At 69.4% G+C, this 6,566-nt stretch carries 7 protein-coding genes; 5 read left to right on the top strand and 2 right to left on the bottom strand.

Annotation, left to right across the window (positions count from 1 at the left end; all coding sequences use genetic code 11):
* From G6023_RS02880 to G6023_RS02860, 5 genes are all read left to right on the top strand, one after another.
* The coding region (locus tag G6023_RS02880; RefSeq protein WP_241727638.1) for a hypothetical protein at positions 1 to 500 on the top strand (500 nt) is incomplete at its 5' end.
* A gap of 36 nt (positions 501 to 536) precedes the next feature.
* Positions 537 to 1,223: a DUF305 domain-containing protein gene (locus tag G6023_RS02875; protein WP_182634039.1), complete on the top strand. Its 687-nt coding sequence runs from the start codon at positions 537 to 539 to the stop codon at positions 1,221 to 1,223.
* 74 nt (positions 1,224 to 1,297) lie between these two features.
* Positions 1,298 to 1,945: a CueP family metal-binding protein gene (locus tag G6023_RS02870; RefSeq protein WP_182634038.1), complete on the top strand. Its 648-nt coding sequence runs from the start codon at positions 1,298 to 1,300 to the stop codon at positions 1,943 to 1,945.
* A 44-nt stretch (positions 1,946 to 1,989) separates the two neighbouring features.
* The gene (locus G6023_RS02865) at positions 1,990 to 2,628 is read left to right on the top strand and encodes a GNAT family N-acetyltransferase (protein WP_182634037.1); all 639 of its coding nucleotides are present in this window, start codon (positions 1,990 to 1,992) and stop codon (positions 2,626 to 2,628) included.
* Positions 2,629 to 2,686: 58 nt separating this feature from the next.
* Positions 2,687 to 4,021, top strand: a complete 1,335-nt coding sequence (locus tag G6023_RS02860; protein ID WP_182634036.1) for an alpha-hydroxy-acid oxidizing protein — start codon at positions 2,687 to 2,689, stop codon at positions 4,019 to 4,021.
* 120 nt (positions 4,022 to 4,141) lie between these two features.
* Here G6023_RS02860 and G6023_RS15860 read toward each other — a convergent pair whose 3' ends face one another.
* Together G6023_RS15860 and G6023_RS02855 are read right to left on the bottom strand one after the other, a co-directional pair.
* The gene (locus G6023_RS15860; RefSeq protein WP_096907137.1) at positions 4,142 to 4,273 is read right to left on the bottom strand and encodes a putative transporter small subunit; all 132 of its coding nucleotides are present in this window, start codon (positions 4,271 to 4,273) and stop codon (positions 4,142 to 4,144) included.
* An 18-nt stretch (positions 4,274 to 4,291) separates the two neighbouring features.
* On the bottom strand, positions 4,292 to 6,025 hold the full coding sequence (locus tag G6023_RS02855) for a sodium:solute symporter family protein (protein WP_119192143.1): 1,734 nt from the start codon (positions 6,023 to 6,025) through the stop codon (positions 4,292 to 4,294).
* Positions 6,026 to 6,566: the final 541 nt, after the last annotated feature.

The raw sequence follows: 6,566 nt of genomic DNA, 5'->3' as shown, positions 1-6,566 counted from the left end.
AGCCCGGCGAGCGGCCAGCGCGGGAAGGCCGCGGACGGCGGGCGCGGGACGGCAGACCGATGAGCAGCTGGCCCGACTGGACCCTCGTCGCGATCGTCGTCGCGCTGAGCCTGATCACCTCCGCCGCGCTCGGTTCTCCCATCGCGTCGCTCGTCCTGCGCTCGGCGCGGGTGCCAGAACCCCCGACCGTCGAGGTCAGCGGCGACACGCGGACTCCGGTGGTGCGCCGCCGCGACGACCCCGCCCCGGCTGTCCGCGAGGTGCTGCGCGGGGGGATGTGGATCGGCATCCTCGAACGCGTCGGCCTCACCGCCGCCATCCTCGCCGGACGCTTCGAACTCGCCGCGGTGGTCGTGGCCATCAAGGCCCTCGGCCGCTACCCCGAGATCCGCGAGAACCCGGCGGTGAGCGAGCGGTTCATCATCGGCACGCTCGCCTCACTTCTCGTCGCCGCGGCGTGCGGGGCGCTCGGACTCGCGGTTCTGCATACCCTGGGCTGAGCACGCCTACCGATCCCCGAAGAGAGGACACCCGCCATGACCCGCACGACGCTCCTGGTCTCCGCCGCCGTGGCCGCGTCCGCGCTGACCCTGACAGCCTGCGCCGGGGGCGGGGTCGGGGGCGAGACCGCGACTGCCCCGGCCGGCACCGCCGCCGACGCCAGCGCGGAGTCCGGCACGAACGCTCCGCCCGAACCCGGCGCCGACGCTCCCGCCGATGAGGGTGAGCGCTCGGCCGCCGACGTGATGTTCGTGCGGATGATGATCCCGCACCACGAGCAGGCGATCGAGATGAGCGACATCATCCTGGCCAAATCCGACATCCCCGCCGACATCACCGCCCTCGCCGAGAAGATCAAGGCCGAACAGGCTCCCGAGATCGATCAGATGACGGCCTGGCTCGACCAGTGGGGACAACCGCCCGGCCCGCGCGACGGCCACCGGGGTCACGGCGGCGGCATGCCCGTGATGGGCAACGACATGTCGATGATGGACGGCATGCTCTCCGCCGACGAGCTCCAGCAGTTGTTCGACGCCGAGGGCACCGACGCCGCGCGGTTGTACCTGGAGCAGATGATCGCCCACCACGAGGGCGCCATCGACATGGCACAAGGGGAGGTATCGGACGGTACCTATCAGCCGACCGTCGACCTGGCCCGGTCGATCATCGACACCCAGCAGCAGGAGATCGCGCGCATGCGTGAGATGCTCGCGGCGATGTGAGGCCTGACCGGCCACGCGACACCCGACGGCGTGATACCCGACAGCGTGATACCCGACAAGGAGCCCGCCCAGCAATGACCACCACCCCTCGTTTCCGTCGCCGGGCCCTCGCCGCGGTCGTCACCGCGAGCTGGCTCACCCTCTCCGCCTGTGGCACCACACAATCGGACCAGGCGGACCAGAGCCTCAGCGGACAAGACCACAGCGGACAGAACCAGAGCGAGGCGAGCGAGGTCGCGGCGGCCGAGATCCTCGACCAGTACGGGCTGGCCGACATGGACGCCCGCGGGGTGATCGAGCACCTCGACACGATGCCCGTCGCCGAGCGCCCCACCACCCTCCTCGCCTCGGTCCAGCCGACCGAGCTCGTCCTCACCGACACCGCCGGCGGCTCCATCGCGACCCTGCCGATGCCGGACGAGCACTTCTACCTCGCCGTCGCGCCCTACGAGGACCAGACCCACGACTGTCTCTTCCACAGTCTGACCACCTGCCTCGGCGAGATGGCCGGCGAGCCCGTCGACATCACCGTGACCGACGAGGCGGGGCAGACGGTCGTCGACGAGACCCGCACGGCCTACGACAACGGGTTCGTCGGCCTGTGGCTCCCCCGCGACCTCACCGGCACCCTCACAGTCGAGCACGACGGGAAGTCCTCGACAGTGCCGATCGCCACCGGCGACGACGACCTCACCTGTCTGACCACGGCGCACCTGACGTAAGAGCCCGACGCCGCACCAGACCCGCACCCGCCAGGAGCCCGCCCATGGTCACCGTCCGAACCGCCACACGCGCCGACGCGCCCGCGATCGCCCGCATCCTCAGCGAGGCGTTCCGCGACGACCCCGCATGGTCGGTCACGCTGCCCGAGGACGAGACCCGGCACACCAAACTCACCGCGTACTACCTCCGCCGGGTGCGGCGACACCCCCAGTGGGTCGACGCCGCGATGGACGACGGCCGCGTCGTCGGCGCGGTCCTGTGGCAGCCCCCTGCCGCGCCCGGCGCTCTGAGCACCGCCCGGCGAGCGATCTCCGGTGCGGCCCTGTGGACGCTGGGCCGGCTCCCCCTGGGCCGCGGCGCACGGCACACCCTCCAGATCGAGGCCTACCGACCCACCGAACCGCACTGGTACATCCGCGACATCGGCACCGGTCCCCAGGCCCGCGGCAAGGGCGTCGGATCAGCACTGCTGGAGCACCGCCTGAGGGTCGTCGACCACTCCGCGAACCCGCTGGCGTTCCTCGAATCCACCACCCCGGCGAGCCGTCGCCTCTACGAGCGGTTCGGGTTCGAGGCGGTGGGCTCCGTGCCGACGCTTCCCGGACAGTCCTCGACCGCCATGGTCCGTCGGCCTGTCGACAGCGCGGACCAGTCCGACCGGCCCGACGGAAGCGCGGAGTAGACCCGCCCGGCGGCACCTCCTCCGCGCACGCGACGAACGCCTCAGTACGCTCACGGCTATGACGGCAGACTTCGTGACCCCCATCACAGACACCCTCGGCCGCGCGCGCCAGAACATCATCTACCGCTCCGGCGTCTCCGGGATCACCCCCGCGGTACCGACCAGCGCCGAGAAGCTCGAAGCCGCCGCCCGCCGCGCGCTCCTGCGACGACCCGGCGGGAAGAAGGCCTGGGCCTACGTCTACGGAGGCGCCGGCTCGGGGCAGACGATGGCCGCCAACCGCGAGGCCTTCGACCGCCGGCGACTGGTGCCACGCATGCTCCGCAACACCTCCCGGCGCGACATCTCCACCACGGTGCTTGGACAGACGCTCCCCGCGCCCGTCCTGGTCGCCCCGATCGGCGCCGCCGGACTCATCCGTCGCGACGCCGACGTCATGGTCGGCCGGGCCGCCGCCAGGCGCGGACTGCCGTACATTCTCTCCTCGCAGGGCTCTTCGCCCATGGAGGCCACGGCCGCGGCGATGCAGGACAGCCCCCGCTGGTTCCAGCTGTACTGGAGCAGCGACGAGCAGCTGGTCGACAGCTTCATCGCCCGGGCCGAGGCGATCGACGCGGGCGCCCTGGTCGTCACGCTCGACACCACCACCCTCGGCTGGCGCCCGTGGGACCTCGACCTCGGTTCGCTGCCGTTCACCCGCGGCGTCGGGATAGCGCAGTACACCTCGGACCCGCGCTTCCGGCAGTTGGTCGCCGAGCGGGTCGACCGCGAGGCCGCGGCGGGTGCGGCCGCGGACGCCGATGCCGATGCCGCTGCCGTCAAGGTCACCCCGCAGGCGGCGCTCACACTGCTTGAGATTGCGCGCAACCACCCGGGCTCGACGCGGGAGAACCTGCGCGCCCCCGAGACCCGCGCCGCCGTGCAGACGTTCCTCGACACGTTCTCCAACCCGGCACTGAGCTGGGACCACCTGGCGACACTGCGGGACCGGACGAGGCTGCCGATCGTCCTCAAGGGCGTCCTACACCCCGATGACGCCCGGCAGGCGTTCGATGCCGGTGTCGACGCGGTCATGGTGTCCAACCACGGCGGCCGCCAGGTCGACGGGTCGATCGGCACCCTCGACGCCCTCGTGGCGATCCGCGAGGCGGTCGGCCCGGAGCCGACACTGCTGCTCGACTCGGGCGTCCGCAACGGCACCGACGTCGTCAAGGCCATGGCGTGCGGCGCGAACGCGGTGACGATCGGCCGGCCCCACGTCTACGGCCTGGCCATCGCCGGCGAACACGGCGTCGGCGAGGTGCTCGACAACCTGCTCGCCGAGATCGACCTCACCATGTCGCTGAGCGGCGCCAGCTCGTGGGACGAGGTCGACGCCGCGCTCCTGGCCTGAGACTCGCGCCCGGTCCAAGGCTCGCTCTCGGCGTGGTCCGGGTTCAAGCATGAGCAGAGCCCCCGGTAGGCGACTGCCAACCGGGGGCTCTGCTCTGCAACGGGCCAGCTCTGTGGCGACCTAGATGATCGGGTCGCCTTCGCGCCTGGCCTCGGCGGCCTCCTTGACGAAGCCACGAACGAGGACGGCGAGGACGCCGGCCACGATGACGGGCCAGATCAGGACGTAGATCGTGAGAAGGATCGGTGTCATTGTCAGCTGCCTTCCTTCCTAGACGCGGACGAGGTCGTCGTCGTCGTCATCGGTTCGGACGTTCTGGTCGCGGCCGTCGTCGTCGGACTGCGCCTCGAGGGCCTCCGCCGACTCGGCGGTGTCGTAGTCGGCGGTGCGGGCGGCGATCTTGGCGAAGTCGAAGTCCATCGAGCTACGGAAGGACATCGCGGCACAGACGATCGTGCTCACCGCGTACGCCACGAGCGAGGCGGTCAGGGTGTCGTAGTCACGCAGGAAGCCGAAGATGAACGGCGCACTGCCCAGGGCTGCTATCGCGCCGACGACCAGCGCCGGGCGCAGGCCGAAGAACCCGAAGACCATCAGCCCGAGCACCACGCCCACGCCGACCACCGCCAGCGCCTCGATGCCGTACGCGAGCACGCCGCTGTCCGGGATGGCACCGAAACGGGTCGGCAGGAACACCGCGAGCGCGGCGAGCACGGACACGGTGAAGGCCATGTTGGTGACCTTCTTCCAGTAGAAGCTCGCGATCACCGGGAACACCAGGGCACCCCACAGAGCACCCACGAAGACCAGCAGGTCCAGGATGTTGAACCGGATGTTGGCGAACACCAGGGCCGCAGCGGTGGCGAGGACCATCGTGAGCCGGCCCACGATGAGCATCGTGCGCGGATTGGGGACCTTGCCCTTGCTGCGCAGGCTCTGTCCGTAGACGTCGGTCATGGCGATCGACGACATGGCCGACAGGTCGGAGTCCGCGGTCGACGAGAGCGACCCGATGATCATGATGAAGAACACCGCGACCAGGACGCCCGGCAGGTACTCAGCGGCCACCTGCGGCAGGATGTTGTTGGGGTCGCCGTCCACGGGATCGATACCCGCGTACAGGGCGAGCACGCCCACCATGCCGATGCCGATGATCGTGGCGCCGTAGCCGATCGTCGCCGTGATGAAGGTCGGCTTGATCAGGTCCTCGCGCACCGCGAACAGGCGCTGGGCGATGGTCTGGTTGCCGATCGCGTAAGCCAGCACGGCCGCGATGTAGGGCGCGCCCTGGTTGAGGAACGCGTCCGAGGAGAAGAAGTTGCTCTGCTGCGGGGTCAGGTTGGCCGCACCGCTCGAGAACACCTCGACACCGCCGAGGAAGAAGAACATCGACGGCACGATGATGATGACCGCGCCGAGCATGGCCAGCACCTGGGCGAAGTCCGTGAGCACCGAGGCGCGGAAGCCGGACCACAGTGTGTAGAGCAGCACACCGGCGGCGATCACGATGATGCCCTGCATGAAGCTGAACGGGCTGAGCATGGCGATCAGGGCGCCACCGGCGATGAAGTTCGACGTCAGCGAGATGACCGAGCCCAGGATGTTGGAGCCGGCCAGCATCAGCTGGGAGGAGCGCCCGTGGCGCGCGAACATGACCTCGGCCAGGGTGTGAGCCTGGGGCGCGACCTTACGGATGCGTCGACCGAACGGGTAGATGAACAGGATCATCAGGGCACCCCAGAGCCCGTAGTGGATCGGTCCCGACACACCGTAGAGGTAGCCGGAGTTGACCGAGGCGTACATCGACGAGGCCCAGATCCAGGTGGCCGTCATCGACGCCGCCGAGATGCCGAATCCGATCCGGTGACCGGCCGTCATGTAGTTGTCAGCGTTCTCGTCCTTGCGCGCGATCCGCATGGACATGACCATGGTGCCGCCGTAGAACAGCAGCAGTAGCAATACAAGCGCAGTCGCACTCAGCGCGGGAGAGCCGAGCAAATCCATATCTGCCTTTCTCTCTTTTATTGTCAGAACAACGGGCCCAGCATAGAGAACCCTGACGGGAAACTGAGAATCGGCGAGGCCAGGGCCGTTGTCCGGAGATCCAAAACGGAGTCGGCTCCCCACCCATTGACGGCCCACAACCCCGCTTCGGGATGGAGGGAAACCCCAAACGGCCCTCTCCACCGAGGCCGATACTCAGGGAACGTTGTGGATGAATGTTGCCAGATCAGTGAGGCCCAGAAAGTTGCGGATAGACGCAAACATTGCGGTGCCTGCCTGCGCCGACGACTCAAGATCAACCGGCAGCCGTCGACCCCGGCGAGTGTGCGCTCAGCGAACGGAGTGCCGTCAACTTAAGAGTGAGCTCACATCCCTCAGCAGGTGACTGCGAGGACCACCCCTCGGCCGGGCGCACCCGTGGGCGGGTCGGCGGCGGGCTGGTCGGCGGCGTGCGGGAGGCGGGTGTTCCCGAGGTGTGGATCAGTGCCGGTCGGTGCGGCGGTGCCACGCGGCACGCCACTCATCCGCGCCGGCCTCGGCC

This window comes from Dietzia sp. DQ11-71 (assembly GCF_014144995.1).
GTDB classification, from domain to species: domain Bacteria; phylum Actinomycetota; class Actinomycetes; order Mycobacteriales; family Mycobacteriaceae; genus Dietzia; species Dietzia kunjamensis.
The sequence above is the reverse complement of the archived record's forward strand: the minus strand, read 5'-3'. Positions and strand labels throughout refer to the sequence as shown.